Genomic DNA, 26,397 nt, shown 5'->3' on the forward strand with positions numbered 1-26,397 from the left:
GTATCCGCTCGAACTGGGTGCGAATCAGTCGGGGTAGGGCAGAATTGTCGCATGCGCCATTGGATGATTTGCTCAGCCCTGATTGTCAGCAGCCAAGTTGCCACACCTGCCCTGGCGGCACATGGCTATGCGCTCTGGGGTCAGCCCAAGTACGCGGCCGACTTCAAGCACTTTGACTATGTGAACCCTCAAGCGCCCAAGGGTGGCGAGTTGCGCATGGTCAGCAATCTGCGCTATTCGACCTTCGACAAGTACAACCCCTTCACCATCAAGGGCTCGCCGCCTGCCTATCTGGCTGACATGCTGTTCGAGACCTTGCTCGCACCCAGTCTCGACGAGACGGCGTCGGGCTATGGACTGCTGGCCGAGGATGTGGATGTGGCGGCCGACGGCCTGTCCGCCACCTTCAAGCTGCGCAAACAGGCGCGCTTTCACAACGGCAAGCCGGTGCTGGCTCAGGATGTGAAACACAGCTACGAGACGCTGCTGAGCAAATATGTCTCGCCCGGCTACAAGACGCTGTTTGCCGAGGTGGCGGCCTGCGATGTGCTCGACGAGCGCACGGTGCGCTTTCGCTTCAAGAAACCCAACCGCGACCTGCCGTTGACCGTGGGGGCCTTGCTTCCCGTGTTCAGCCGGGACTGGGGGCTGGGTGCCGATGGCAAGCCCAAGGCCTTTGATCAGGTCGTCACGGATATTCCGATTGGCAGCGGCCCTTACAAGATCGGTCCGGTCAAGTTCGGCAAGGACATCAGCTATGTGCGTGACCCGGGCTACTGGGGGGCGACCCTGCCGGTGCGTGTCGGTCTGGCCAATTTCGACCGCATCACCATCAAGATCTACAAGGACGGCACGGCGCGGCTGGAGGCCCTCAAGGCCGGCGAGTTCGATCTCATGCGCATTAATAGCGCGGGTGACTGGGCCAGGCGATTGACGGGCAAGCGCTTTGCATCGGGCGAGCTGGTCAAGGGCGCATTCGAGAACAAACTGCCCTCGGGTTTTCAGAGCTTTTTCCTGAATACGCGGCGTGAGCAGCTCAAGGATGTCCGCGTGCGCGAGGCCCTGGGCCTGGCTTACGACTTTGAGTGGATGAGTCGTCAGATGTTCTACGGCGCTTATCAGCGTGTGCATGGCTTGTTTGGCAACACCGCCTGCGAGACGCGGGGCGAGCCCAGCGAGGCCGAGCTGGCCCTGCTAACCCCCTACAAGAACAGCCTGCCGCCGGCCACGCTGGGGCCCATGGCCCAGCCGCCACGCACCGATACGGGCGAGGGCCTGCGCGGCAATCTGCGCCGTGCGCAGAAGCTGCTGGCCGATGCCGGCTGGACGGTCCGGGACGGAGCCTTGCGCAATGCCAGCGGCGAGCCCATGGTGCTCGAATACCTGGACAGCAGCGAGAGCGGCGTCAAGATTGTCAGCAGCTGGATGCGCAATCTGGAAAAGCTGGGCATCACGCTCAAGGTGCGCAATGTGGACTATGCGCTCTATCAGCAGCGCATGGACAAATACGACTTCGACATCGTGACGCTGAACGTGCCCGGTACGCACAATCCGGGCCAGGAATATGCCGAGCTGTTCGGCAGCGCCGCCGCCGATGTGGAGGGGGCCTCGAACTATGTCGGCCTCAAGAGCCAGGCGGTGGATGCCATCATCGCCCAGATGGCTGCGGCCAAGTCCGAGCAGCAGATGCTGCCCGCCTGCCATGCGCTGGAGCGCATCATCGTGCACGGCCACTACCTGATTCCTCAGTACTACTCGGGCACGCACCGCATGGTCTATGACGCCTGGAGGTTGGCGCTTCCGGGGCAGATTCCGGCCTATTCGCCGGGCGAGCTATGGGCGGTCTATGCCTGGTGGGCCAAGTAAAGTGGCCCCCGCGCTCCACCGTTGCACGGGTCGCTGCCCCCCAAGGGGGCTGGCCTTGCTTGGGGCGGCCCGGCGCTGCGGCCCAGGTAAAGTGGCCCCCGCGCTCCACCGTTGCACGGGTCGCGGCCCCCTAGGGGGCTGGCCTTGCTTGGGGCGGCCCGGTGCTGCGGCCATCGCCACTGCGGCTGAAACAAGGGTTGATCGAAGATGTTTGCCTATATTCTCAAACGCATTTTGCTGATGATCCCCACGCTGCTGGGCGTGCTGCTGCTGACCTTTGTGGTCATCCAGTTCGTGCCCGGCGGCCCGGTGGAGCAGTATCTGGCCGAGGCCAAGGCCGGCGCCGGACATGGAGCCGAAGGCGCTTCCATGAGCTATCGCGGCGGCCAGGGCGTGGATCCCAAGCGCCTGGAGGAGATCAAGGCCTTGTACGGCTTTGACAAGCCGCCGGTTGAACGATTCGTGCAGATGCTGGGCCAGTTTGCGCGTTTCGATCTGGGTACCAGCTTTTTTCAGAACAAAAGCGTCTGGGCGCTGGTCAAGGAAAAGCTGCCAGTCTCCATCAGCCTGGGCCTGTGGACGTTCTTCATCAGCTATCTGGTGGCTGTGCCCCTGGGCGTGGCCAAGGCCGTGCGAGCGGGCTCGCGCTTCGATCTGGCCACCACGGTTCTGATTCTCATCGGCTATGCCATCCCGGGCTTTGTGCTGGGCGTGGCGCTGCTGGTCATCTTCGGCGGACAGTTGCAGTGGTTTCCGCTGCGTGGGCTGACATCGGCCAACTTCGACGAGCTCGGCGCCATGGGCAAGGTGGTGGACTATCTCTGGCATATCGCGCTGCCTGTGACCGCCATGGTGGCCGGCAGCTTTGCCGTGACGGCCATGCTGACCAAGAACTCGTTTCTCGAAGAGATCCGCAAGCAGTATGTGCTGACGGCTCGCGCCAAGGGTCTGTCCGAGCGCCAGGTGCTCTACAAGCATGTGTTTCGCAATGCGCTGATTCCCATCGTCACGGGCTTTCCCTCGGCTTTCATCGGCGCCTTCTTTGCCGGGGCGCTGCTGATCGAGACCCTGTTCTCGCTCGACGGGCTGGGCCTGCTCAGCTATGAAAGCGTGATTCGCCGCGACTTTCCCGTGGTGCTGGGCACGCTGTATCTGTTCACGCTGATCGGTTTGGTGACCAAGCTCATCAGTGATCTTTGCTATGTCTGGGTGGACCCCCGGGTCAAGTTTGACTGAGATATGCACGATAAGCCTCAAACCAATGCCCTGCAAGCGCGAGAAGCTATGAGTACAGGAGCAGAACATGTGCCGGCAGCGCCTGCAGTCAAGTCGGAATCTCCGGGGCGCCGGGCCTGGCGGCGCTTCAGGTCCAACCGGCTGGGCTTTGTCAGCCTGGTGATCTTCTCGGTGCTGGTGGTGCTCAGCCTGTTTGCCGAACTGCTGTCCAACGACAAGCCGCTCATCGTGCGCTATGAGGGCCGGACCTATTTGCCGCTGCTGCACGATTACCCGGAAACCACGTTTGGTGGCGATTTCCATACGCCGACCGATTACCTCGATCCCTTCATCCGGCAAAGGCTTGGCGAGGACGGCAACTGGGCGATCTTCCCCCTCAACCGCTATGGCAAGTCCAGCATCAACTACTTCGCCAAGTTGCCCAACCCTTCTGCACCGTCGGCCGACAACTGGCTGGGCACCGATGACCGGGGGCGTGATCTGCTGGCGCAGCTCATCTACGGCTTTCGCGTCAGCGTGCTGTTCGGCCTGGCGCTGACGGCCGTGGGCGTGCTGCTGGGCGTGCTGGCGGGAGCGGTGCAGGGCTTTTTTGGCGGCAAGACGGATCTGGCCTTTCAGCGCCTGACGGAAATCTGGGGCTCCATGCCCGAGCTCTACCTGCTCATCATCTTCAGCGCGCTGTTTGCACCCAGTGTCTCGCTGCTGCTAATCCTGCTGAGCCTGTTCGGCTGGATGGGGCTGGCCGATTATGTGCGGGCCGAGTTCCTGCGCAATCGCCAGCTTGACTATGTGAAATCCGCCCAAGCGCTGGGTGCCAGCAATCGCTCCATCATCTTTCGCCACATCCTGCCCAACAGCATGACGCCGGTGATCACCTTTCTGCCTTTTCGCATGAGCGGGGCCATCCTGGCGCTGACCTCGCTCGATTTTCTGGGTCTGGGCGTGCCCCCGGGCACGCCCAGCCTGGGCGAGCTGCTGAGCCAGGGCAAGAACAATATCGATGCCTGGTGGATTTCCCTGTCCACCTTTGGCGTGCTGGTCATCACGCTGCTGCTGCTGACCTTTATGGGGGACGCCCTGCGCGATGCGCTGGACCCGCGCAAGCAGGCGCGCACCGAGGCTGCAAAGCGCGCAGGAGGCAAGCCATGAGCAAGGAGAAATACAAGGGTCAGGCCGGCAGCAAGCTGCTGGCCGTGCACGATCTGAGCGTGTCTTTTGCGGGCAAGCCCGTGGTTCAGGGCGTGAGCTTCGAGATGGCTGCCGGTGAAAAGCTGGCGCTGGTAGGGGAGTCCGGTTCGGGCAAGTCGGTCACGGCGCTGTCGCTGCTGAGGCTGGTGGGGGAGGCCCAATTGAGCGGGCAGGCGCTGCTGGACGGGCGCGATCTGCTGGGGCTTTCGGAGCGCGAGATGCAGGGTGTACGCGGTGGCGACATTGCCATGATCTTTCAGGAGCCTATGACGGCGCTGAATCCGCTGATGACCGTGGGCGCGCAGGTGGCCGAGGTGCTGCAGCTCAAGCAGGCATTGAGCGGGGCCCAGGCCTTGACTCAGGCGGTGGAGCTGCTGGCCACGACCGGCATTCCCGAACCCGGGCGCAGGGCGCAGAGCTTTCCGCATCAGCTCAGCGGCGGGCAGCGCCAGCGCGCCATGATTGCCATGGCACTGGCCAGCCGTCCCCGGCTGCTGCTGGCCGACGAGCCGACGACGGCGCTGGATGTGACGCTGCGCGGCCAGATCCTGGACCTGCTGGCCGATCTGCAGCGGCAGACCGGTATGGCCGTGCTGATGATCACGCATGACCTGAACCTGGTGCGCCGCTTCGCCGACCGCGTGGCGGTCATGGAAAAAGGCGCGCTTGTGGAGCAGGGCGCCGTGGCGGAGGTGATGCAGAACCCGCAGCATGCCTATACCCGAAAGCTGCTGGCCAGCCGGCCGGTGCGCAATGTGGTGGAGTCTGAGCCGGCTGGCGAGGCGGCCGTGGTGCAGACCCGGGCCCTGCAGGTGAGCTATGCCACGCCCTTGCCCGGCATTCGTGGCTGGTTCAAAAAGGGGGCATTCGTGGCGGTCAATGGCGCGGATATGCTGCTGCGACCGGGCCGTACCCTGGGGGTGATCGGCGAATCGGGCTCGGGCAAATCCACGCTGGCCCAGGCCGTGCTCGGATTGCTGCCTGCGACCGGGGAGCTGCAGGTGGCCGGCAGGCCCTGGCAGCAGCCGGCGATCCGCAACAGCGCGGCCAATCTGGCGCTGCGGCGCAAGATCCAGGTGGTGTTCCAGGATCCGTTTTCCTCGCTGTCGCCGCGCATGACGGTGGAGGAGATCGTCGGTGAAGGTCTGCAGATTCATGCCCCCGAGCTCGCTGCCGGGCAGCGGCGCGAGCGCGTGCTCCAGATGCTGGAAGAGGTGGGGCTGACCGAGGTCCAGTTCCCGGGCCTGCTGCAGCGCTATCCGCATGAATTCTCGGGCGGGCAGCGGCAGCGCCTGGCGATTTCAAGAGCGCTCATCATGCAGCCCGAGGTCCTGGTGCTGGACGAACCCACCAGTGCGCTCGACGTCACCATTCAGCAGCAGGTACTGGCCCTGCTGCAGCGGCTGCAGAAGGAGCGTGGTCTGGCCTATCTGCTCATCACCCACGATGTGGACGTGATTCGCGCCATGGCCCATGAGGTGCTGGTCATGAAGGACGGGCAGATCGTGGAGCAGGGTGGCGTGCAGGCGGTGCTCGCGGCACCGCAGCAGGCCTATACGCGCCAGCTGGTCGAGGCGACCGGCGTCGTTGCCGAGTCGGCGGTATTCTGAATTTGATAGCGAGCGGCGCTTTCCCTTCAAAGGTTTGAGGCTTTGAATGCCTGCAATTGCTGTCGATTCGCTGATTCCTGAGGCGGGCATTCGCTGAAAAACACTGAATCCGCACTCGAAAGTTTGTATTTATTTGGCGCGAATTCTCTGGCTGTGGCCTAATTGATCCTTTTCAACCTCCCAATTGAGAATTCGACATGGGCAATAAGATCGTTACCGAAGCAGACCGCAAGGCCACTCCCCGTCCCCAGGCACCCAATGGCGTGACCCTGCCCACTCCTGGCCGTGGCCAGCGCGTGAGCCTGGAGCGTGGTTCGCACACTCGTAGCAAGAAGCAGCCCGGCAAGCGCCACGGCTAACTCCTGCGGCAGGCCGCGCCCTGGTGTGCGGCCCGCAAAAAAGCCCTTGTCACTTCGGTGCGAGGGCTTTTTGCTTTGTGCGCCTCAGGGCGCTGGCGGGCTTATCCCTGCAGATTCCTCAGCTTGCGGCGCAGTTGCTGCACTTCCTCGATGAGATCCGTAGTCAGGGCGGCGAGCTGGGGGTCGGCGTCGAAGCTGTGCTCCAGCTGGGCAATGCGGCGCGCACGCACCAGCGTCTGGCTGCTGAAGCGCCACTGCTCATGGCTGATCTCGCGGGCCTGGCCGGCGTTGTCGTAGCTGATGACGCCCGTCTGCACATGTTCGATCACCCATTGAGGGCTGGCGCAGCAATGGCGGGCCAGCTCGTGCAGATCGAGCACGGCCTGCTCCAGCAGCTCGGCAGGTTCGTAGAAAGGGTAGTGGGAGGTACTCATGGGAAAACCTTTCAGCTCAGGCTGCGGGCATCGAACTGCGGGAAGGCCTTGGCAAAGTCGGCATAGGCCTGCTTTTGCTCGGCCGTCGCGGCGGGCGGGAAGACTACATCCAGCACCAGATACAGGTCACCTGGCGCGGCCGCGGGCAGGCCCTTGCCCTTGAGGCGCAGCTTGCGGCCCGAGCGATAGCCGGCAGGCACGGTGACTTCCAGCTCTCCGGCCAGCGTCTTGAAGCGCACGGGGCCGCCCAGCTCGGCTTCCCAGGGCGCGAGCGGTACGCGCTGGTAGACATCCTTGCCCTCGGACCACCAGCGCGGATCGCTGCGAAAGTGCACCTCCAGCAGCAGATCGCCGGAAGCGCCCTTGCCCAGGCCGGGGTTGCCCTGGCCGGCAAGGCGAATCATCTGGCCTTCGCGCACCCCTTTGGGAATGGTGACCTGCAGCTCCTTGTCCTTGTAGGTGGGGATGCCCTGTTCGTCGAGTACGGTGGCACGCAGATGCAGCGAGCGCACGGCGCCGCTATAGCTGTCCTGCAAATCCAGCTCTATGCTGGCATGCTGGTCCTGGCCGCGCATATCGGGGGTGCCGCGTGCACCTTGCTGGCCTTGATGGCGTCGCGCCCGGGCGGCCTGGCCGAACATCTGAGAGAAGAAGTCGCTGAAATCGGCGTCGCTGCCGGCATCGCCCTGGCTGCTGAAGTGAAAGTCCTGCTGGTCCCAGTCGGGGGGGGGGCGAAAGCCTCCGCCCCCCTGGGCTCTGGCATTTTGCGCAAACTGCATCTCGTCACCCATGGCGTCATAGGCCGTGCGCTTTTCCGGGTCCGAGAGCACGGTGTTGGCTTCGTTGACCTCGGCCATGCGGGCATCTGCATCTTTTTCCTTGCTGATGTCGGGATGGTATTTGCGGGCGAGCTTGCGATAGGCCTTCTTGATGTCGTCGGCGGAGGCCTTCCTGTCCACGCCAAGTATCTTGTAATAGTCCTTGTAATCCATGGAGTCACCAATCTTCTTGTCAAAAGAAGGGCGCAAGCCAGCTGCTCTGGCTGCTTCCATTGCCGCGCCCGGTTCAGCAAAATAATAGGGATAGAGTGCGGCGGCTTCAAGGGCTGCTGCGCAGATGGCCGGGATGATGGCCGTAGTCTCAACCCCGGGCCGCATCTGGCGCTACCATTGGCGGATCAATGCAAGGGCGTGCGCGAAGGCCGGCCCAGAGTTTGTGAAATGAAACAAGATATTACAAAGGCGCAGCAGTGGCTGGTGGTCTGCCTCTGCGCCGACTGGTGCGGAACCTGCAAGCAGTACCGGCAGCCCTTCGAGGCGCTGGCGGCCCAATTTCCGCAGATGCGTTTTGTCTGGCTCGATGTCGAAGATCGCGAGGATGTCGCCGGCGATCTGGATATCGAAACCTTTCCGTCCATTCTGGTGGCGCAGGGCGAGCGGGCCCGATTCCTCGGGCCGGTGCTGCCGCAGACTGGGGTGCTGGCGCGCATGCTGCAATCCCTGCCGACGGACGCGGCGGCAAGGCCTGCGCAGGAGCAGGAGGCCCAGGAATTGCTGCAGCGATTGCTGCGTGCCGATGACCTGCAGGATGTCTTGCGCTGATTGCTGTTTTATGCGAGACACTTTTTGCGAAAACAATGGTTTGCGGCTACAATCACGGCTTCACGACCAAACGGGCGGGTACATACCGCCCGTTTTTTTTGGGCAATTCATGGCGAAACCTGTTTTTGACAGAGCTAAGTCCATGATTTGACAGATTTTTCGGGATTGAACTGAATACACGTGGCACTACAGCAAATCGTTGAACAAACCGTCACAGGTCTGGGCTATGACCTGGTTGAAATCGAGCGCTCGGCCGGCGGCCTGCTGCGCATCACGATTGATTTGCCTTGGCAGGCGCCGGAGGAAGGTGCGCCTGAGCTGCCCGAGCAGTTCGTGACAGTGGAAGACTGCGAAAAGGTCACGCGCCAGCTTCAGTTTGCGCTGGAAGTCGATGGCGCGGATTACGCCCGCCTGGAGGTCTCTTCTCCCGGCATCGATCGTTTGCTACGCCATGAGCAGGACTTCATCCGCTTTGAAGGCTCGGAGGTGGATCTGACGCTCAAGGCTCCCATCGGGGCTGCCGGTGGCGACAAGATCAATGCAAACCGCAAGAAATTTCGTGGCACGCTGGAACGGACTGAAGAAGGTGGCTGGCAGATCGTCTGGAGCGATGAGCCGCCTCCGAAGCCAGGCGTGCGCGTCAGCAAGAAGCGTGAACCAGCGCCTTTGAATGCCATGGGCTTTACGCTTGACGAGTTGCGCGAAGCGCGTCTGGCACCGATTGTGAATTTCAAAGGACGCGCAGCCAAGCCTGAATGAGGCGGCTGCAGCGTTGGAATCTTTTGGGGCAAAGAGGTCGCATGCAAATCCTCTTTGTGTGATTGAAATAGGAGAGTCGTCGCATGAATCGCGAACTGTTGATGTTGGTTGAAGCCATTTCGCGTGAAAAGAACGTGGAACGCGATGTGGTTTTTGGTGCCGTGGAATCCGCACTGGCGCAGGCCACCAAGAAGCTGTACCAAGGTGAAGTAGACATCCGCGTGTCCATCGATCGCGAAAGCGGCGACTACGACACCTTCCGCCGCTGGGTGGTGGTGTCTGACGATGCCGGTCTGCAGAACCCCGACGCCGAAGAAATGCTGATGGATGCGGAAGACCGCGTGCCCGGTATTCAGATTGGTGAGTTCATTGAAGAGCAGATCGAGTCGCTGCCCATCGGCCGTATCGGTGCCATGGCGGCCAAGCAGGTCATCCTGCAGAAGATTCGCGACGCCGAGCGCGAAATGCTGCTCAACGAATTCCTGGCCCGTGGCGACAAGATCTTCACCGGCACCGTCAAGCGCATGGACAAGGGTGACATCATTGTCGAATCCGGCCGTGTGGAAGGCAGGCTCAAGCGCGGCGAGATGATCCCCAAGGAAAATCTGCGCAATGGCGACCGCGTGCGTGCCATGATCATGGAAGTCGATGCCACCCTGCGCGGCGCTCCCATCCTGCTGTCACGCTCGGCCCCCGAATTCATGGTGGAGCTGTTTCGCAATGAAGTGCCCGAGATCGAGCAAGGCCTGCTGGAGATCAAGAGCTGCGCTCGCGATGCCGGCTCGCGTGCCAAGATCGCCGTGCTGAGCCACGACAAGCGTGTGGACCCCATCGGCACCTGCGTCGGTGTGCGCGGCACCCGCGTGAATGCGGTGACCAACGAGCTGGCCGGCGAGCGTGTGGATATCGTGCTCTGGTCCGAAGACCCCGCTCAGTTCGTGATCGGTGCTCTGGCTCCTGCGAATGTCTCTTCCATCGTTGTGGATGAGGAAAAGCATGCCATGGACGTGGTCGTGGACGAGGAGAATCTGGCCATCGCCATCGGTCGCGGCGGTCAGAACGTGCGTCTGGCCTCCGAGCTGACAGGCTGGAAGATCAACATCATGGACGCTGCCGAGTCTGCACAGAAGCAGGCCGACGAGTCGGCTGTCTCGCGCAAGCTGTTCATGGAAAAGCTGGATGTGGACGAGGAAATCGCCAACATCCTGATCGAAGAAGGTTTCGAGACCCTGGAAGAAGTGGCCTATGTGCCGCTGCAGGAAATGCTCGAAATCGAATCCTTCGACGAAGAGACGGTAAACGAGCTGCGTAGCCGCGCCAAGGATGCACTGCTGAGTCAGGAAATTGCTCGCGAAGAAAATGTGAGCAAGGCATCCGAGGATCTTGTCTCTCTGGACGGCATGACTGCCGAACTGCTGGACAAGCTGGCGCAAGCTGATGTGCACACCCGTGACGATCTGGCCGATCTGGCGATCGACGAACTGACCGATATCACCGGTCAGACCGCCGAAGAAGCCAAGGCCTTGATCATGAAGGCGCGTGAGCACTGGTTTGCCGATGGGCAAGAGTAAGGTCAGGGAGGTACAGAGCATTTATGTCGAGTAATACGGTTGCAGAATTTGCGAAAGAGCGCAACACGACCCCTGATTCCTTGCTGCAGCAGCTCAAGGCCGCCGGGGTTGATAAGGCTGACGCAGCCGATGTGCTGACCGAAGGTGACAAGCAGCGTTTGCTGAGCCACCTGCAGGTCAGCCATGGCAGCGGCGCCAAGAAGATCACGCTGACCAAGAAGTCCACCAGCGAAATCAAGCAGGCGGACTCATCGGGCCGTGCTCGTACGATTCAGGTGGAAGTGCGCAAGAAGCGCACTTTCGTGAAGCGGGAAGACACTCCCGCCGAGGCTCAGGCCAATGCGCAAAGCATGGCTAAGGCTGTGCAGGAGCGTGCCGCTACTCAAGAGCTGGCACGCCGTGAAGAAGATGCTCGCCGTGAGGTTGAGCTGTTGAGCCATCAGGAAGAACAATTGGCCAAGGAACGTCAAGAGCGCGAAGAGCGCGAGCGCCGCGAGCGCGAAGCCGAGGAACGTGCTGCAGCCTATGCAGCCGCGGAAGTTGCCAAGGTGGCTGAAGCCAAGGCGGCTAAGGAAGAGGAAAAGCGCGAGCACGCCGCTGGCGCTGCCGCACGTGCTGCGGCCCAGGCCGAGGCACGCTCCAAGGCCGAAGCCGAATCCCAGGCCAAGGCGGCTGAAGAAGCCAGCCGCGCCAAGGATCTGGATGAACGCCGCCGCAAGGCCCTGGCCGAGGCGGAAGCCATCCGTGCCATGATGGCTGCACCCAAGAAGGTGCTGGTCGCCAAGAAGCCCGAAGAGCCCAAGAAGGCTGCTCCGGTCGCTGCGGATGCCAAGAAGCCTGTTGCCGCCAAGGATGGCAGCAAGCCCGCAGGTGCCGCCGGAGCGGCCAATGCAGGCGGCGGTGCCCGTCCCGGCAAGGAAGTCAAGTCCGCCAAGCTGTCTTCGAGCTGGTCCAACGATGCGGCCAAGAAGAAGGAAATCAAGACCCGTGGCGACAGCTCCGGTGGCGTGGCTGGCCGCTCCAACTGGCGCGGTGGTCCCAGGGGGGGGCGTCGTGGCAATGACCGTCACGAGCAGCAACAGCAGCAGGCTCCTGAGTTCCGTCAGCTCGAGATCTCGGTGCCCGAGACCATCACCGTGGCCGAACTGGCTCACAAGATGGCCATCAAGGCATCCGAGCTGATCAAGGTTCTGATGAAGATGGGCCAGATGGTCACCATCAACCAGCCGCTGGACCAGGACACCGCCATGATCGTGGTGGAAGAAATGGGCCATACCGCCAAGGTGGCTGCGCTGGACGATCTCGAAGCCTTCACCGCCGAGGAAGTCTCCAACGCCGAAGCCGAGAAACTGCCGCGCGCTCCCGTGGTGACCGTCATGGGTCACGTGGACCACGGCAAGACCTCGCTGCTGGACTACATCCGTCGCACCAAGGTGGCGTCGGGCGAAGCCGGCGGCATCACGCAGCACATCGGTGCCTACCATGTGAAGACGCCTCGCGGCATCATCACCTTCCTGGACACCCCCGGTCACGAGGCCTTCACGGCCATGCGTGCTCGCGGTGCCAAGTCCACCGACATCGTGATTCTGGTGGCCGCTGCCGACGACGGCGTGATGCCCCAGACCAAGGAAGCCATCAAGCACGCCAAGGCGGCTGGTGTTCCCATCGTGGTGGCCATCACCAAGGCCGACAAGCCCGAAGCCAACCCCGATCGCGTCAAGCAGGAGCTGGTCGTGGAAGAGGTGCTGCCCGAAGAGTACGGCGGTGACTCTCCCTTCGTGGCCGTGTCCTCCAAGACTGGCCAGGGCATCGACGAGCTGCTGGAGCAAGTCCTGCTGCAGGCCGAAGTGCTGGAACTCAAGGCGCCGGTGGAAGCCGCTGCCAAGGGTCTCGTGATCGAAGCCCAGCTGGACAAGGGGCGTGGTACCGTGGCTACGGTGCTGGTGCAGTCCGGTACGCTGAAGGTCGGCGATGTGGTGCTGGCGGGTCAGACCTATGGCCGCGTGCGAGCCATGCTCGACGAAGACGGCAAGCAGACCAAGGAAGCCGGTCCTTCCATCCCTGTCGAGATTCAGGGTCTGAACGAAGTGCCCCAGGCTGGTGACGACTTCATGGTGCTGAGCGACGAACGCCGTGCCCGTGAAATCGCGACCTACCGCGCTGGCAAGTTCCGCAACACCAAGCTGGCCAAGCAGCAGGCTGCGAAGCTGGAAAACATGTTCGCCGAAATGTCCGCTGGCGATGTGCAGACTCTGCCCATCATCATCAAGGCCGACATGCAAGGCTCGCAGGAAGCGCTGGCAGCCTCGCTGCTCAAGCTGTCGACCGACGAGATCAAGGTTCAGCTGGTGTACTCCGGCGTGGGCGGTATTTCCGAGTCCGACGTCAACCTGGCACTGGCTTCCAAGGCCATCATCATCGGCTTCAACGTGCGTGCGGATGCCCAGGCCCGCAAGACGGCCGAAGGCAACGATGTCGACGTGCGCTACTACAACATCATCTACGACGCCGTGGATGAGGTGAAGGCTGCGATGTCCGGCATGCTGGCTCCCGAGAAGCGCGAAGAGATCATCGGTATGGCCGAGATCCGTACCGTGTTCGTGGCGACGAAGATCGGCACCATTGCCGGCTCGTACATCACGCAAGGTCATGTCACCCGCAACGCACACTTCCGTCTGCTGCGCGACAACGTGGTCATCTACACGGGCGAGATCGAGTCGCTGCGCCGCCTCAAGGACGATGTCAAGGAAGTCAAGGAAGGCTTCGAGTGCGGTATCAAGCTGCGTAACTACAACGACATCAAGGAAGGCGACGTGCTGGAAGTCTTCGAGATCAAGGAAATCGCTCGTACGCTGTAAAAGCAATAGCTGCTAGCGCCTGTTGCGCAAGGGTTTGAGGCTGAAAACGCCTTGAACTCCTTGTTCAGCAAGCGCAAATAGCTCCTTTTTTATTCATGGCAACCAAACGCAAATCTGCTGCACCCAACCGCAGCTTCAAAGTTTCCGACCAGATCCAGCGTGATCTGTCGGAGCTGATCGCCCGCGAGTTGAAGGACCCGCGCGTCGGCATGGTCACGCTGCAAGGCGTGGAGGTGACTCCTGACTATGCCCACGCCAAGGTGTTCTTCAGCGTGCTCGTCGGAGATCCCGAAGTGACGCTGGCTGCACTCAATCAGGCCGCGGGCTTTCTGCGCAACGGCCTGTTCAAGCGTCTGCACATTCATACCGTGCCCACGCTGCATTTCGTCTACGACCGCACTACAGAGCGCGCTGCCGACATGAACGCCTTGATCGCCAAGGCTGTGGCGTCGCGCGGACCCGAACAGGAATAAGCACATGAACGCCCCTCGCACCCGGGTGCAGCGGCGCCCTGTGCATGGGGTGTTGCTGCTTGATAAACCGCTGGGCTGGTCCAGCAACGACATCTTGCAGAAGGTCAAGTGGCTGCTGCGCGCCGAAAAGGCCGGGCATACAGGCACGCTTGATCCGCTGGCCAGTGGCGTGCTGCCGCTGTGTTTCGGCGCTGCCACCAAATTCAGTCAGCTTCAGCTTGAAGCCGAGAAAACCTACGAAGCCATTGCCCGCCTGGGCCAGACCACGACCACGGCCGATGCCGAGGGCGATGTGGTGCTGGAGCGTGCCGTCGATCTGGCTGCCATCACGCCCGAGCGCCTGGCGCAGGTGCAGGCGCAGTTCACGGGCGACATCAAGCAGGTGCCGCCCATGCACAGTGCGCTGAAAAAGGACGGCAAGGCACTCTACGAATACGCCCGTGCGGGCGTGGAAGTGGAGCGCCCCGCACGCGATGTCACCATTCATGCATTGGATCTGACGCTGGTGCAGGACGATCAGGGGCATCCGGCCGTCAAGATGAGAGTGACCTGCAGCAAGGGCACTTACATCCGCACATTGGGCGAAGACGTGGGCGAGGCCTTGGGCTGTGGCGCCCATTTGCGTTTTCTGCGCCGTGTGGAAACCGGCGGTCTTGAGGTGTCGCGCTGCGTGACGCTGCAGGCGCTGGAAGCCATGAACGATGAAGAGCGCATCGCGCAGGTCCAGCCTGTGGATACCCTGCTGCATCGTCATGCCGTCGTCACCTTGGGTGAAGAGGATGCAGGACGCTTTCTATCAGGCTTGCGCCGTCGAGGGTCTTGGGCGGATGCCCCGGCCGTGGCGGTGTATGGTGAGCGCCCGCATGCCCTTTTAGGGGTAGGCCGTGTGGCGAGCGGGGAATTGATTCCCGAGCGCCTGCTCAGTCCGCTAGAAATTCAACAAATTTTGGAAGGAACGCCGCGTCCACAAGCAAGCGGCATTTTGGAAACATTATGAGCAAACAAATCCGCAACATTGCGATCATCGCGCACGTTGACCACGGTAAGACCACCATGGTGGACCAGCTGCTGCGCCAGTCCGGCACTTTTGCCGAGCACGAAAAAGTCGTCGACACCGTGATGGACAACCATGCCATCGAACGTGAGCGCGGCATTACCATTCTGGCCAAGAACTGTGCCGTGTCCTGGAAGGACACCCACATCAACATTCTCGACACGCCCGGTCACGCGGACTTCGGCGGCGAAGTGGAACGTGCCCTGTCCATGGTCGACGGCGTGGTGCTGCTGATCGATGCGCAGGAAGGCCCCATGCCCCAGACGCGCTTCGTGACCAAGAAGGCTCTGGCCCTGGGCCTGCGCCCCATCGTGGTGGTGAACAAGGTGGACAAGCCCGGTGCCAACCCCGACAAGGTGATCAACGCCGCTTTCGACCTGTTCGACAAGCTGGGCGCCACCGACGAGCAGCTGGACTTCCCCGTGGTCTACGCCTCCGGCATCAACGGCTGGTCGTCCAAGGAAGAGGGCGAGCCCGGTGCCAAGTGGGGTGAGGACATGTCCGCCCTGTTCGACACCATCCTGGATCACGTGCCTTCCGTGCAAGGCGATGCCAGCGCTCCCCTGCAGCTGCAGGTCTCCGCTCTGGACTACTCCACTTTCGTGGGTCGTATCGGCGTGGGCCGCATCACCCAGGGCACGCTCAAGCCCGGTCAGCAAGTGGCTGTGATGGCCGGTCCTGACGGCAAGAGCTACAGCGGCAAGATCAACCAGGTGCATACCTTCCAGGGTATCGATCGCGTGCAGGCCACCGAAGCCGGTCCTTCCGAGATCGTGCTGATCAGCGGTATCGAAAACATCGGTATCGGCGAAACCGTCACCGACCCGGTCAATCCCCAGCCTCTGCCGATGCTGAAGATTGACGAGCCCACCCTGACCATGAACTTCTGCGTGAACACCTCGCCCCTGGCAGGTCGTGAAGGCAAGTTCGTGACCAGCCGCCAGATCTGGGACCGTCTGCAAAAGGAACTGCGCTCCAACGTGGCTCTGCGCGTCAAGGAAACCGACGAAGACGGTATCTTTGAAGTCTCCGGCCGTGGTGAACTGCACCTGACCATCTTGCTGGAAGAAATGCGTCGCGAAGGCTACGAGCTGGCAGTGTCCAAGCCCCGCGTCGTGATGCAGATGATCGACGGCGAAAAGCACGAGCCCATCGAGCTGGTGACTGCCGACATCGAAGAAGGCCACCAGGGCGGCGTGATGCAGGCACTGGGCGAGCGCAAGGGCGAGCTGGTGAACATGGAACCCGATGGCCGCGGTCGCGTCCGTCTGGAATACCGTATCCCTGCCCGCGGCCTGATCGGTTTCACCAACGAATTCCTGAACCTGACACGTGGTTCCGGTCTGATCGCCAACATCTTCGACAGCTACGAACCCCATAAGGGCGACATCGGCGGCCGCAAGAACGGCGTGCTGATCTCCATGGACGACGGTGAAATCTTCACCTACGCCCTGGGCAAGCTGGACGACCGTGGCCGCATGTTCGTGAAGGCCGGCGATCCCGTGTACGAAGGCATGATCATCGGCATCCACAGCCGCGACAACGACCTGGTGGTGAACGCCACGCGTACCAAGCAGCTGACCAACTTCCGCGTCAGCGGCAAGGAAGACGCGATCAAGATCACGCCTCCCATCGACCTGTCGCTGGAATACGGTGTGGAATTCATCGAAGACGACGAGCTGCTGGAAATCACCCCCACCAGCCTGCGCGTGCGCAAGCGTCACCTGAAGGAGCACGACCGCAAGCGTGCTTCGCGTGATGCGTAATTCACAAGCCCAGGCTGTGAATCCAGAAAAGGCCCTCAGGGGCCTTTTTTTATGATCCCCAGGCCGTTCAAAGGCAAGAGGCGGCAACAAGCAGTGGGCTAGCGTGGGGCGTCACTTTTCATGCCTGTGCCGCCAGCTCGCAAACCTGCTGCACCAGCCACTGCGCCATGGGCGAAAGGCTGCGCCCGCGCTGCCAGACCACGCCATAGCTCGAAGTCATGGCCGGCACCTGTCGCACCCTCACGGCCTGTAGCTGTCCGCCTTGCAGCCAAGGACGCACCGCAGGTTCGATGGCGGCCAGCACGGTATCGGTGTGCAGCGTCAGCTGGATCAGGCTGTTGACATCGTCGCACTCCACCGCCAGCAGATTCTTGTCATGGTCCAGCTGCAGCTGGGCGCATAAGGCATCGCGCACGGGTTGGGGCAGACGCACGGCAGCCAGGCCATAGGCATGCAAATGGGCCAGCGTGAAATGGGTATGCGCGGACTGCAGCAGCGGATGGCCGCTGCGCACATACAGGCCGCCGGGCTGGGTGGGCAAGGCGCGTACCGTGCAGTCGCTGCCAGCGGGCAGCTCACGGGTTTCGGCCACGAAGAATTCGATCTCATCGTCCTTGAGGCGCTGCAGCAATTGCTGCCAGTTTCCCATGATGGCGCGCACATGTACTGCAGCAAAGGCTTTACGGGCCTGTTGCAGCAGAGATGGCAGCAGGAACTGAGCCGGAAACGGGCCAAAGCCGCAGGCCGTGTCCCCCATCTGCCGATCTCGATAGAGCTGCACATCGCGCTGCAGATTGTGGCTTTGGCGCACCAGCTCACGGGCGCGCTCCAGTACAAACTGGCCAGCTGCCGTGGGACGAACCTCTCCCGCACCGCGCTCAAAGAGCTTCATCGCAAATTCTTCCTCTGCCGCCTGCACGCTGCGCGTCAGTGCGGGCTGGCTCAGATGCAGCTGCTCGGCTGCACGAGCGTAATTGGCCTTGTCGGCCAGCATGACCAGATGCTGCAGTCGGCGTATGTCCATGGTGATGAGTTCAATGCATTGAAATTTCTCAGACTATGCATTGGACGCAATGCATGGCGCTGCCCAGAATGTGACAGCAGCCTCGGCGGAGTTGAAGCCTTCTTGGGCTCTGACGTAGATCCATCAGGCGCTGACCGCTATAACAAAAGGAGACATGTATGGAATTTCGGCTCACCCCCAAAGCCGGTGCTACCGCATTGCTTGCCGCTGGCATGCTGGCTGGCTGCGCAGCACCTTCTGCCGATCCGCAAAACGCAGGTTCGCTGCAGGCAGGCCAGGTCAGCAGTGCCACGCGCGAGGTGCTGGCCACTTTTGCTCAAAGCCTGCCGCCTGATGCTGCTCAGGATCGCGAAGATGCGCAGCGAGGCCTGATTGCCAGACCCACGGGCCAGGTCCGGGACGCCGGTGGTCGCTTGCTCAAGGACTTTGCCTCCTTTGATTTTGTGCAGGGCACCGCGCCCGACAGTGTCAACCCCAGCCTTTGGCGCCATGCCCGGCTCAATGCCCAGGCGGGGCTGTTCAAGGTCAGCGACGGTATCTACCAGCTGCGCGGCTTTGACATAGGCAACATCACCCTGGTCGAGGGAAAGACTGGCTGGATTGTGGTGGACACGCTGACCAGCCGCGAGATTGCAGCAGCCGCCATGGCATTTGCGCGCCGGCACTTGGGCAACAAGCCGGTGACGGCGCTGATCTTCACACACAGCCATGCAGATCATTTTGGCGGTGCATTGGGAGTCATCAGCGCCGCGGAAGTGGCGCGGCGCAATGTGCCCGTGGTGGCGCCTGCGGGCTTCATGAACGAGGCCACCAGCGAGAACTTGCTCGTGGGCACAGCCATGGCGCGGCGCGCCATCTACCAGTTCGGCACGCGGCTGCCGTTGTCGCCGACGGGCAATGTGGACACGGGCCTGGGCAAGAGCCTGGTCAGCGGCCATATGGGCATTCTGCCCCCCACGGTCAGTGTGGACAGGGCCGACCAGGAGATGATGCTGGACGGCGTGCGTTTCGTGTTTCACAACATGCCCGGGGCCGAGGCCCCTGCCGAGCTGACTTTCAGCATCCCGGAGCACAAGGCCTTTGGAGGGGCCGAGATTCTGGCGCAGACCATGCACAATCTGCTGCCCATACGCGGTGCCAAGGTGCGCGATGCCTTGCAGTGGTCTGCCTATCTGCAAAAGCTGCTGGAGCAGGCTGGCGATGCGGAGGTGCTGTTCAACCAGCACAACTGGCCGGTCTGGGGCAAGGCGCATATTGCCAGCTTCATCAGCCGTCAGCGCGATCTCTACCAGTTCATGCATGATCAGACCGTGCGCCTTATCAACCAGGGGCTGCAGCCTGCCGAGATTGCCGAGCAGATCAAGCTGCCGTCGTCGCTGGCGGCTTTCTGGGGCGGACGTGGCTACTACGGCGATCTGCGTCATAACGTCAAAGCCATCTATCAGTTCTACCTCGGCAATTACGATGGCAACCCAGCCAATCTGGATCCGCTGCCGCCCAAGCTCAAGGCGCAGAAATATGTGGCGGCGCTGGGTGGCACAGCCAAGGTGCTGGAGCAAGGCAGTGCAGCGGCCGAGCAGGGCGACTATCGTTGGGCCGTGGAGCTGCTGCAGCAACTGGTGTTTGCCGAGCCGGACAACGCGGTGGCGAAAGAGCTGCTGGCCCGCTGCCATGAGCAGCTGGGCTATCGCGCCGAGTCTGCCACCTGGCGCAACAGCTATCTGACGGCGGCGCTGGAGTTGCGCCAGGGTGTGGCGCCCATGTCCAGGGATGTATCGGCCATGGCCGAGATGACGGCGCAGATTCCGACCGAGCGTTTTCTCGAAGTGCTGGCCACACGGCTGGACGCAGTCAAGGCCGCAGACAGGCGCTTTGTAATGAATCTGGCGCTGGATGATGTGGGCGAGCGCTATGTGATCTGGCTTGAAAACGCGGTGCTGCATTTCCGCAAGGCGCCAGCCCAGGATGGCGCGGATGTGTCGCTGAGCCTCACCCGACCCACATTCCTGAAGCTTTTGTCCGGAGCTGCCAAGGAAGGGCAAGCGCCAGCAGCCATGAAAATCGAGGGTGACCGTGCTGCGCTGGGGGCATTCCTGAAGCTGTTTGATGCCAGCCGTCCCGACTTCCCCATCGTCACCCGGTAGGGCGGTAGCCTGAAAACAAAAAACCGCATGGCTGGCATGCGGTTTTTTTGTTGGCAGCTTGCACTGCGTGGGAGTGGCAGATTACTTCTGCGTCAGAATCCAGGCCACCAGCTTCTTGGCATCGGCTTCATTCACCTGGGAGTTGGCGGGCATGGGCACGGGGCCCCAGACGCCGGAGCCGCCCTTGATGACCTTGGCAGCGAGCTTGTCGGTGGCATCCTTTTGGCCGGCATACTTGGCAGCCACTTCCTTGAAGGCGGGACCGACCAGCTTCTTGTCCACGGCGTGGCAGGCCATGCAGTTCTTGGACTGCGCCAGAGCCTGGTCGGCCATTGCAGGAGCCACAACCGCGGCAGAAAGAGCGAAAGCGATCACAAATTGCTTCATCATGAGTTCCAGGAGGCAGGGTTAAAGTTGATCTTTTGGCCCATTGTAGTGCTTGCTTTGTGTACTCTTTAGTGCACGCTATGTTGGGAAAAATGAACAAAAGTGAGGGAATATGTATCTGCTAGGACTCGCCATCGTGTTGTCGCTGCTCAAGCTCGCGGAGATCGGACCTGTGGGTGCCTGGAGCTGGTGGCCGATTCTGGCTGTGTATGGCGCGGCCGCCGCCTGGTGGGCCTGGGCCGACGCGTCGGGCTACACCAAGCGCAAGGCCATGGAGAAGATGGACCAGCGCAAGAAAGAGCGCATCGATCGCCAGAAGCAGGCCATGGCACCCGGTCAGCGACGTCGCTGAGCAGCGAACAAGGCATCGCGATTGACGATGCCCTACCGAGGTTTTGCCTGACAGCGCGCCATGGGCTAGGCATCGCCGTGCGGCGGCGCTGGGCCATAATCCGGAGAATCCTTTCCCGATAACGTCCTATAGCGAACCCCATGCCCGCATACCGTTCCAAAACCTCCACCGGCGGCCGCAACATGGCCGGTGCGCGCGCCCTGTGGCGTGCCACCGGCATGAAAGATGGCGATTTCGACAAGCCCATCATTGCGATTGCCAACTCCTTCACCCAGTTCGTGCCCGGCCATGTGCACCTGAAGGACCTGGGGCAACTGGTCGCGCGTGAGATCGAAAAGGCCGGCGGCGTGGCCAAGGAGTTCAACACCATCGCCGTGGACGATGGCATCGCCATGGGTCATGACGGCATGCTGTATTCGCTGCCCAGCCGCGACCTGATCGCCGACTCGGTCGAGTACATGGTCAATGCCCATTGCGCCGACGCGCTGGTGTGCATCTCCAACTGCGACAAGATCACCCCCGGCATGCTGATGGCCGCGATGCGCCTGAACATTCCTGTGATCTTTGTCTCCGGCGGCCCCATGGAAGCCGGCAAGACCAAGCTGGCCAACCCCGAAACCAAGACCATCGAGTTCAAGAAGCTGGACCTGGTGGACGCCATGGTGATCGCGGCCGACCAGCGCTATTCCGATGCGGAAGTGGCCGAGGTGGAGCGCTCCGCCTGCCCGACCTGCGGTTCCTGCTCGGGCATGTTCACTGCCAATTCGATGAACTGCCTGACCGAGGCCCTGGGCCTGTCCCTGCCGGGCAACGGCACCGTGGTGGCCACGCATGCCGACCGTGAAGAGCTGTTCCTGCGCGCCGGCCGCCGCATCGTCGAGCTGGCCCGCGACTACTACGAGAACGACAACGAGAGCGTGCTGCCGCGCTCCGTGGGCTTCAAGGCGTTCGAGAACTGCATCACGCTGGACATCGCCATGGGCGGATCCACCAATACCATCCTGCACCTGCTGGCCATCGCCCAGGAAGCAGGCATCGATTTCACCATGGCCGACATCGACCGCCTCTCGCGCGTCGTGCCCCAGCTGTGCAAGGTGGCGCCCAACACGCCCAAGTACCACATCGAAGACGTGCACCGCGCCGGCGGCATCATGGCCATCCTGGGTGAGCTGGACCGCGCCGGCAAGCTGCACACCGATGTGCCCACGGTGCACGCCAAGACCATGAAGGATGCGCTGGAGCAGTGGGACATCATGCGCACGCAGGACGAGGCTGTGCGCCACTTCTACATGGCCGGTCCGGCCGGCATTCCCACGCAGGTGGCGTTCAGCCAGAACACCCGCTGGCCCAGCCTGGACCTGGATCGCGCCGAAGGCTGCATCCGCAGCTACGAGCACGCTTTCAGCAAGGAAGGCGGCCTGGCCGTGCTGCGCGGCAACATCGCGCTGGACGGCTGCGTGGTGAAGTCCGCAGGCGTGGACGAGTCGATTCTGGTGTTCGAAGGTCCGGCCCATGTGGTCGAGTCCCAGGACGAGGCCGTGGCCAACATCCTGGCCGACAAGGTCAAGGCTGGCGATGTGGTCATCGTGCGCTACGAAGGCCCCAAGGGAGGCCCCGGCATGCAGGAAATGCTCTACCCCACCAGCTACATCAAGTCCAAGGGTCTGGGCAAAGCCTGTGCGCTGCTGACGGACGGCCGCTTCTCGGGCGGTACCTCCGGCCTGTCCATCGGCCACTGCTCGCCCGAGGCGGCCGCCGGCGGCGCGATTGGCCTGGTGCAGAACGGTGACATCATCCGCATCGACATTCCCAACCGCAGCATCAGCATGCTGGTCAGTGACGAAGAGCTGGCACGTCGCCGTGAAGCGCAGAATGCCAAGGGCTGGAAGCCTGCCCAGGCCCGTCCGCGCAAGGTCTCGGCAGCCCTCAAGGCCTATGCCAAGCTGGTGACCAGCGCCGACACCGGCGCCGTGCGCGATCTGTCGCTGCTCGACGACTAAGTTACGTTTGTTTCGTCATTTCGTCAGCGCGGGCCTTGCCTGCTGACGGACAATCCCACAGCCGCCCGACGCAAGTCGCGCGGCTGTTTTTATTGTCTTGCCAGAAAGTGATCTCCATGTCTTTCGCTGTTCGCCCCTCCTTCTTGTTGAAGACAGCAGGGCTGCTGGCCTTGCTGGGGGCATTGACGGCGCAGGCGGCAGAAGGGCGTTATCCGCAGCGTCCCGTGCGTCTGGTGGTTCCTTTCACGCCCGGAGGCTCCACCGATATCGTGGCGCGCCTGGTTGCCGATGCCATGCACCAGACTCTGGGTCAGCCCGTGGTGGTCGACAACCGCTCCGGCGCCAGCGGCTTCATCGGTGCCGAGGCCGTGGCCCATGCCGCGCCAGACGGCTACACGATAGGCCTGGGCACCATCAGCACGCTGGTGGTCAATCCCATCATGCTGCCCCAGTCGGCACGCATAGATCCTGCCAAGGCCCTGGTGCCGGTGGTCGCACTGGCGTCCATTCCGTCGGTGTTCTCCGTGCATCCGAATATGGGCGTGCAGAACTATGCCCAGTTCCTCACTCTTGCGCGCAGCAAGCCGGGCCAGTTCAATATCGGCTCGGCCGGAATCGGCTCCATAGGTCATCTGATTGCCGAGCGCCTCAATGCCGATCTCAAGCTCAAGCTGCACCACATTCCCTACAAGGGACAGGGGCCGGTGATCAGCGGCGCATTGTCGGGCGAGACCCAGGTGCTCAGCGATCAGTACCCCTCGTCGGCTCCGCATCTGGCTGCGGGCCGCCTGGTTCCGTTCGCCGTGGCCGCACAGGAGCGCCTGCCGGCCCTGCCGCAGGTGCCCACGTTCAGGGAGCTGGGTCATTCCGCGCTCAACGATCTGGCGATCACCTGGTTCGGCATCGTTGCTCCGGCCGGCACGCCACAGGCCGTGGTGAGCCGGCTCAACAGCGCTGCCAATGCGGCCCTGCAGGAGCCGGCCGTGCAGGAGCGTCTGCAGGCCATGGGCGTGCATGTCCTGGGCGGCACGGCGCAGCGCCTGGGGACCATGATGGAGGAGACGGCCAAGGCCGTGCGCCAGACCGTGCGCGAACAGGGCCTGGCGGCGGACAGGCCGCATTGAGGTTGGGGAGAGTGCTGCCTGTGCCGGATGCCGCTGTCATCCAGGCCGGGTTTGGCGTCTCTGGGGTCTCTGAATCGGCAAATAAGGCCTGGCAGCGTTTTCGGGGCATGCAGTTTTGCAGAAACGTCATCGGCCTGCGGCACAATGCCTGACATGCTGATGTATCCGCACATTGATCCTGTAGCCGTGCAGATTGGCCCTTTGGCCGTGCACTGGTATGGCATAACCTATCTGGTGGCCTTCGGTCTGTTCCTGTTTCTAGGCACGCGCCGACTGCACCACCCTCCATTCAAATACATGACGGGCGAGCGTGCCTGGGCGCGCAAGGATGTGGAAGACATTCTCTTTCTCGGCGTGCTCGGCGTGGTCGTGGGCGGGCGCATCGGCTACTGCCTGTTCTACAAGCCCGGCTACTACCTCTCGCATCCGCTGGAGATTCTTGCCGTCTGGCAGGGCGGCATGAGCTTTCACGGCGGCCTGCTGGGCGTCATCGGCTCCATGATCTGGTTTGCGCGCTCGCGCAAGCGCAACTGGCTGGAAGTCGCGGATTTCGTTGCGCCCTGCGTTCCCACGGGCCTGGCTGCGGGCCGTATCGGCAATTTCATCAACGGCGAGCTCTGGGGGCGTTTTGCCAGTGCCGATCTGCCCTGGGCCATGGTGTTCCCGCAAAGCGGCTCCATGCTGCCGCGTCACCCCTCGCAGATCTATCAGTTTCTGATGGAAGGACTGCTGCTGTTCATCATTCTGTGGCTGTATGCGCGCAAGGAACGCAAGCCCGGCCAGGTCGCGGCGGTCTTTCTGATCGGTTATGGCGCCTTCCGTTTCATTGCCGAGTACTTCCGCGAGCCCGATGACTTCCTGGGCATTCTGTCGCTGGGCATGAGCATGGGCCAGTGGCTGTGCCTGCCCATGATCGTGGCCGGTGTGTTCATGTGGGTGTGGTGCGGCAAGCGCCAGGCCTACGTGGTTCAGCGGACGGCGGCCTGATGGTCAAACCCTGGAAAACGCAGACTTCGGTCTGCGTTTTTTTTGCGGCACTATATGTGGCATGAAAACTGCACATAATGGCTCAAAGCGTTACTGCAATTGCGGTATCTGCTTCTTCAATGAGAGCATGATGGTGCAGGAACAAGGAGATGCTTATGGGTTGGGCAGCCGAGTGGATTGAGCAAACCAAGCTGTGGGTGCGTGGCGCCGAGGGCGAGAAGGGCGACGGCCAGCATCGACCGCTGGCGCAACGCCTAGAGGCCACCTTGCGCCGCGGGCAGGAGGCGCTGTCGCCGCGCGAGCTGCGCCGCTTGCTGCAGGACATGCAGCAGGTGGCCGATACCGCGCTCAGCGACGTGGAGGGCGGTCGTCACGCTCAGGTGCTGATGGACTGGTATGGCAAGGCCGAGGCGCCCGTGCGCAAGGACTTCTGGCTGCTGGCGATCGAAAAGTTCGGCCCCGATGCCAAGGCCCTGCAGGCGGCGCGCGAGCGCTATGACAAGGCGGGCAGCGATGTGGAGCGCAGCGAGGCCGAGATGAGCCTGCGCCGCGCCCTGGTTTCATCGCGCACGCGGCTGCTGCAGCGTTTTGCCCAGCCCAAGGGAGGCATGGGCTTTCTGGTCGACATGCGCGCCGAGCTGCTGGCCTTGCCCAAGGCGGAGCAGCACTATGTGGCGCTAGATGCCGAGCTGGAGCATCTGTTCTCCAGCTGGTTCGATGTGGCATTGCTGGAGCTCAAAAGCCTGAACTGGGATTCGCCGGCATCGCTGCTGGAGAAGCTGATCCAGTACGAGGCCGTGCACGATATCCGCAGCTGGGCCGATCTCAAGAATCGCCTCGACAGCGACCGTCGCTGCTATGGCTTCTTTCACCCGCGCATGCCCAATGTGCCGCTGATCTTTGTGGAGGTGGCACTACTGGACAAGATGGCGGGCAGCATGGCGCCGCTGCTGGACGAGGCCGCAGCGGCAGCCGATCTGGCCAAGGCCAATACCGCCATCTTCTATTCAATCAGCAACACCCAGACCGGACTCAAGGGCGTGAGCTTTGGCGATTCGCTGATCAAGCATGTGGTGGAGACGCTCACGCAAGAGTTCCCCAAGCTCAAGCAGTTCGCCACGCTGTCGCCCATTCCGGGACTGCGCAGCTGGCTGAGCAAGAACGGCGATGCGGCACTGGCGGAGCTGGACGACAAACAGAAGGCAGCCCTGGAGAAAGTCGCCGGAGGAGTGAGCGCTGCGCAATTGCTGGCTGCGCTGGACGATCCAGGTTCGCTGCCGGAGAAATCGGTGGTGCGTCAGGCCGCCATGTTTTGCGCTGCGCGCTATCTGGGTCGGGAAACTGCCAAGGGCCGTCCGCTGGATGCCGTGGCACGCTTTCACCTTGGCAACGGTGCGCGCGTGGAGCGCCTGAACTGGGCGGCAGACCTGTCGTCCAAGGGACTCAAGCAATCCATGGGGCTGATGGTCAACTATCTGTATGACCTGAAGCGCCTGGACAAGCACCGCAGCCTGTTGGCGCAGAGCAAGATTCCCGTTTCCTCGGAGATCGAATCGCTGTGCAAGGGATGAGTGCATCGCGACCCGCGCTGCGCACAGCCTGAG

General features: G+C 62.3%; 22 protein-coding genes. 18 read left to right on the forward strand and 4 right to left on the reverse strand.

Features of this window, described 5'->3' with window-relative positions:
- Positions 1–51: 51 nt before the first annotated feature.
- The 5 genes from FSY59_RS03760 to FSY59_RS27315 all read left to right on the forward strand — a co-directional run bounded on the left by FSY59_RS03760 (position 52) and on the right by FSY59_RS27315 (position 6,259).
- The gene (locus tag FSY59_RS03760) at positions 52–1,866 is read left to right on the forward strand and encodes an extracellular solute-binding protein (protein WP_019043545.1); all 1,815 of its coding nucleotides are present in this window, start codon (positions 52–54) and stop codon (positions 1,864–1,866) included.
- Positions 1,867–2,073: 207 nt separating this feature from the next.
- Entirely contained in the window at positions 2,074–3,102 is a 1,029-nt protein-coding gene (locus tag FSY59_RS03765) for a microcin C ABC transporter permease YejB (RefSeq protein ID WP_003056367.1), read from the forward strand.
- A gap of 48 nt (positions 3,103–3,150) precedes the next feature.
- Positions 3,151–4,251, forward strand: a complete 1,101-nt coding sequence (locus tag FSY59_RS03770; RefSeq protein ID WP_034399917.1) for an ABC transporter permease — start codon at positions 3,151–3,153, stop codon at positions 4,249–4,251.
- The gene (locus FSY59_RS03775) at positions 4,248–5,900 is read left to right on the forward strand and encodes an ABC transporter ATP-binding protein (RefSeq protein ID WP_148728485.1); all 1,653 of its coding nucleotides are present in this window, start codon (positions 4,248–4,250) and stop codon (positions 5,898–5,900) included. Before FSY59_RS03770 ends, FSY59_RS03775 begins: the two co-directional genes overlap by 4 nt.
- 197 nt (positions 5,901–6,097) lie before the next feature.
- A complete protein-coding gene (locus FSY59_RS27315) occupies positions 6,098–6,259 on the forward strand; it encodes a hypothetical protein (RefSeq protein ID WP_003056362.1) in 162 nt (53 codons plus the stop codon).
- Positions 6,260–6,360: 101 nt separating this feature from the next.
- Here the strand turns inward: FSY59_RS27315 and FSY59_RS03780 are convergent, their stop codons facing one another.
- Together FSY59_RS03780 and FSY59_RS03785 are read right to left on the reverse strand one after the other, a co-directional pair.
- Entirely contained in the window at positions 6,361–6,693 is a 333-nt protein-coding gene (locus FSY59_RS03780) for a chaperone modulator CbpM (protein WP_003056360.1), read from the reverse strand.
- 11 nt (positions 6,694–6,704) lie between these two features.
- The gene (locus FSY59_RS03785) at positions 6,705–7,685 is read right to left on the reverse strand and encodes a DnaJ C-terminal domain-containing protein (RefSeq protein ID WP_029158639.1); all 981 of its coding nucleotides are present in this window, start codon (positions 7,683–7,685) and stop codon (positions 6,705–6,707) included.
- Between the two features lie 228 nt (positions 7,686–7,913).
- On the opposite strand from FSY59_RS03785, the gene FSY59_RS03790 reads away from it, so the two are divergent.
- From FSY59_RS03790 to typA, 7 genes are all read left to right on the forward strand, one after another.
- A complete protein-coding gene (locus tag FSY59_RS03790; protein ID WP_050871832.1) occupies positions 7,914–8,294 on the forward strand; it encodes a thioredoxin family protein in 381 nt (126 codons plus the stop codon).
- A gap of 180 nt (positions 8,295–8,474) precedes the next feature.
- Positions 8,475–9,053: a ribosome maturation factor RimP gene (gene rimP / locus FSY59_RS03795; protein WP_003080490.1), complete on the forward strand. Its 579-nt coding sequence runs from the start codon at positions 8,475–8,477 to the stop codon at positions 9,051–9,053.
- 83 nt (positions 9,054–9,136) lie between these two features.
- Entirely contained in the window at positions 9,137–10,624 is a 1,488-nt protein-coding gene (gene nusA / locus FSY59_RS03800) for a transcription termination factor NusA (RefSeq protein ID WP_003056354.1), read from the forward strand.
- 23 nt (positions 10,625–10,647) lie between these two features.
- On the forward strand, positions 10,648–13,482 hold the full coding sequence (gene infB, locus FSY59_RS03805) for a translation initiation factor IF-2 (RefSeq protein WP_003056353.1): 2,835 nt from the start codon (positions 10,648–10,650) through the stop codon (positions 13,480–13,482).
- A gap of 95 nt (positions 13,483–13,577) precedes the next feature.
- Positions 13,578–13,955 (forward strand): 30S ribosome-binding factor RbfA, encoded by a 378-nt coding sequence (gene rbfA / locus FSY59_RS03810; RefSeq protein ID WP_003056352.1) that lies wholly within the window; start codon positions 13,578–13,580, stop codon positions 13,953–13,955.
- 4 nt (positions 13,956–13,959) lie between these two features.
- Entirely contained in the window at positions 13,960–14,952 is a 993-nt protein-coding gene (truB, locus tag FSY59_RS03815) for a tRNA pseudouridine(55) synthase TruB (RefSeq protein WP_003056351.1), read from the forward strand.
- Positions 14,949–16,775, forward strand: coding sequence for a translational GTPase TypA (typA, locus tag FSY59_RS03820; RefSeq protein ID WP_003080479.1), 1,827 nt, complete (start codon positions 14,949–14,951; stop codon positions 16,773–16,775). Before truB ends, typA begins: the two co-directional genes overlap by 4 nt.
- Positions 16,776–16,893: 118 nt before the next feature.
- On the opposite strand, the gene FSY59_RS03825 is transcribed toward typA, so the two are convergent.
- The gene (locus FSY59_RS03825; protein ID WP_148728486.1) at positions 16,894–17,799 is read right to left on the reverse strand and encodes a LysR family transcriptional regulator; all 906 of its coding nucleotides are present in this window, start codon (positions 17,797–17,799) and stop codon (positions 16,894–16,896) included.
- Between the two features lie 158 nt (positions 17,800–17,957).
- Here FSY59_RS03825 and FSY59_RS03830 point away from each other — a divergent pair, with 158 nt between their 5' ends.
- Positions 17,958–19,943, forward strand: a complete 1,986-nt coding sequence (locus FSY59_RS03830) for an alkyl/aryl-sulfatase (RefSeq protein ID WP_148728487.1) — start codon at positions 17,958–17,960, stop codon at positions 19,941–19,943.
- Positions 19,944–20,024: 81 nt separating this feature from the next.
- Here FSY59_RS03830 and FSY59_RS03835 read toward each other — a convergent pair whose 3' ends face one another.
- Positions 20,025–20,333, reverse strand: coding sequence for a c-type cytochrome (locus tag FSY59_RS03835; RefSeq protein WP_019043549.1), 309 nt, complete (start codon positions 20,331–20,333; stop codon positions 20,025–20,027).
- A 109-nt stretch (positions 20,334–20,442) separates the two neighbouring features.
- Between FSY59_RS03835 and FSY59_RS03840 the strand changes: the two genes are divergently transcribed.
- The 5 genes from FSY59_RS03840 (at position 20,443) to FSY59_RS03860 (ending at position 26,364) form a co-directional block, all read left to right on the forward strand.
- Positions 20,443–20,682 (forward strand): TIGR04438 family Trp-rich protein, encoded by a 240-nt coding sequence (locus FSY59_RS03840; RefSeq protein WP_003056345.1) that lies wholly within the window; start codon positions 20,443–20,445, stop codon positions 20,680–20,682.
- 140 nt (positions 20,683–20,822) lie between these two features.
- A complete protein-coding gene (gene ilvD / locus FSY59_RS03845; protein ID WP_148728488.1) occupies positions 20,823–22,682 on the forward strand; it encodes a dihydroxy-acid dehydratase in 1,860 nt (619 codons plus the stop codon).
- Positions 22,683–22,798: 116 nt separating this feature from the next.
- Positions 22,799–23,806 carry a tripartite tricarboxylate transporter substrate binding protein gene (locus FSY59_RS03850; RefSeq protein ID WP_003056341.1) on the forward strand — a complete coding sequence of 336 codons (1,008 nt, stop codon included), beginning with the start codon at positions 22,799–22,801 and terminating at the stop codon, positions 23,804–23,806.
- Positions 23,807–23,950: 144 nt separating this feature from the next.
- Positions 23,951–24,793, forward strand: coding sequence for a prolipoprotein diacylglyceryl transferase (gene lgt, locus FSY59_RS03855; RefSeq protein WP_003056339.1), 843 nt, complete (start codon positions 23,951–23,953; stop codon positions 24,791–24,793).
- Positions 24,794–24,948: 155 nt separating this feature from the next.
- On the forward strand, positions 24,949–26,364 hold the full coding sequence (locus FSY59_RS03860; RefSeq protein WP_003056337.1) for a malonyl-CoA decarboxylase: 1,416 nt from the start codon (positions 24,949–24,951) through the stop codon (positions 26,362–26,364).
- Positions 26,365–26,397 lie beyond the last annotated feature (33 nt).

The organism is Comamonas sp. Z3 (genome assembly GCF_008121565.1).
Lineage (GTDB): Bacteria > Pseudomonadota > Gammaproteobacteria > Burkholderiales > Burkholderiaceae_C > Comamonas > Comamonas brasiliensis.

Excerpts from the sequence above, each read along its gene's own strand:
- truB (WP_003056351.1), top strand. The coding sequence starts at position 13,960 with ATGAACGCCCCTCGCACCCGGGTGCAGCGGCGCCCTGTGCATGGGGTG.
- FSY59_RS03775 (WP_148728485.1), top strand. The coding sequence starts at position 4,248 with ATGAGCAAGGAGAAATACAAGGGTCAGGCCGGCAGCAAGCTGCTGGCC.
- FSY59_RS03830 (WP_148728487.1), top strand. The coding sequence starts at position 17,958 with ATGGAATTTCGGCTCACCCCCAAAGCCGGTGCTACCGCATTGCTTGCC.
- FSY59_RS03780 (WP_003056360.1), bottom strand. The coding sequence starts at position 6,693 with ATGAGTACCTCCCACTACCCTTTCTACGAACCTGCCGAGCTGCTGGAG.
- FSY59_RS03785 (WP_029158639.1), bottom strand. The coding sequence starts at position 7,685 with ATGGATTACAAGGACTATTACAAGATACTTGGCGTGGACAGGAAGGCC.
- infB (WP_003056353.1), top strand. The coding sequence starts at position 10,648 with ATGTCGAGTAATACGGTTGCAGAATTTGCGAAAGAGCGCAACACGACC.
- ilvD (WP_148728488.1), top strand. The coding sequence starts at position 20,823 with ATGCCCGCATACCGTTCCAAAACCTCCACCGGCGGCCGCAACATGGCC.
- FSY59_RS03825 (WP_148728486.1), bottom strand. The coding sequence starts at position 17,799 with ATGGACATACGCCGACTGCAGCATCTGGTCATGCTGGCCGACAAGGCC.
- typA (WP_003080479.1), top strand. The coding sequence starts at position 14,949 with ATGAGCAAACAAATCCGCAACATTGCGATCATCGCGCACGTTGACCAC.
- FSY59_RS03860 (WP_003056337.1), top strand. The coding sequence starts at position 24,949 with ATGGGTTGGGCAGCCGAGTGGATTGAGCAAACCAAGCTGTGGGTGCGT.
- FSY59_RS03765 (WP_003056367.1), top strand. The coding sequence starts at position 2,074 with ATGTTTGCCTATATTCTCAAACGCATTTTGCTGATGATCCCCACGCTG.
- FSY59_RS03840 (WP_003056345.1), top strand. The coding sequence starts at position 20,443 with ATGTATCTGCTAGGACTCGCCATCGTGTTGTCGCTGCTCAAGCTCGCG.
- FSY59_RS03835 (WP_019043549.1), bottom strand. The coding sequence starts at position 20,333 with ATGATGAAGCAATTTGTGATCGCTTTCGCTCTTTCTGCCGCGGTTGTG.
- FSY59_RS27315 (WP_003056362.1), top strand. The coding sequence starts at position 6,098 with ATGGGCAATAAGATCGTTACCGAAGCAGACCGCAAGGCCACTCCCCGT.
- FSY59_RS03760 (WP_019043545.1), top strand. The coding sequence starts at position 52 with ATGCGCCATTGGATGATTTGCTCAGCCCTGATTGTCAGCAGCCAAGTT.
- FSY59_RS03850 (WP_003056341.1), top strand. The coding sequence starts at position 22,799 with ATGTCTTTCGCTGTTCGCCCCTCCTTCTTGTTGAAGACAGCAGGGCTG.
- lgt (WP_003056339.1), top strand. The coding sequence starts at position 23,951 with ATGCCTGACATGCTGATGTATCCGCACATTGATCCTGTAGCCGTGCAG.
- nusA (WP_003056354.1), top strand. The coding sequence starts at position 9,137 with ATGAATCGCGAACTGTTGATGTTGGTTGAAGCCATTTCGCGTGAAAAG.
- rbfA (WP_003056352.1), top strand. The coding sequence starts at position 13,578 with ATGGCAACCAAACGCAAATCTGCTGCACCCAACCGCAGCTTCAAAGTT.
- FSY59_RS03790 (WP_050871832.1), top strand. The coding sequence starts at position 7,914 with ATGAAACAAGATATTACAAAGGCGCAGCAGTGGCTGGTGGTCTGCCTC.
- FSY59_RS03770 (WP_034399917.1), top strand. The coding sequence starts at position 3,151 with ATGAGTACAGGAGCAGAACATGTGCCGGCAGCGCCTGCAGTCAAGTCG.